The 332-nt window shown below is 54.2% G+C and carries 1 pseudogene; it reads right to left on the bottom strand.

The annotated features are described in order from the left end of the window. Positions 1–332 (bottom strand): annotated as a pseudogene (locus EOA49_RS32435) (hypothetical protein); the annotation flags it as partial.

The following is a 332-nucleotide window of genomic DNA, read 5'->3' as shown; positions in this document are numbered from 1 at the left end:
CTCCGCTGCAAAGCTTTGAACCTCCGTCGCATTCGCTGCCAAGCGATAAGCAGGCATTGGAACATCGGCCTTCGCGAGGAGCTGACGTTGAGTGTACTTGTCGCAGCATCTTTCAATGGATATGGGGTCCGGCCCCGGCAGATCGAAATGCTGGCAGAGCTTGCCAACTGTCGCAGAGACCGACTCGTCATTGCCCGCAAAGCCCGTAATGCCAGCAATGTCATACCTCACGCTTAACCGGGAACATTCGCGGATCAGCGCATCAAGATTGCCTGAATCGACTTGGATTGCCTCAAGCTTTTCGGCCGCAAGATAATCGTATTGAGTTGGGT

The organism is Mesorhizobium sp. M1A.F.Ca.IN.020.04.1.1, from assembly GCF_003997315.1.
Taxonomy (GTDB): domain Bacteria; phylum Pseudomonadota; class Alphaproteobacteria; order Rhizobiales; family Rhizobiaceae; genus Mesorhizobium.
Note: the sequence above shows the minus strand (reverse complement) of the source record. Positions and strands in the feature narration are given on the sequence as shown.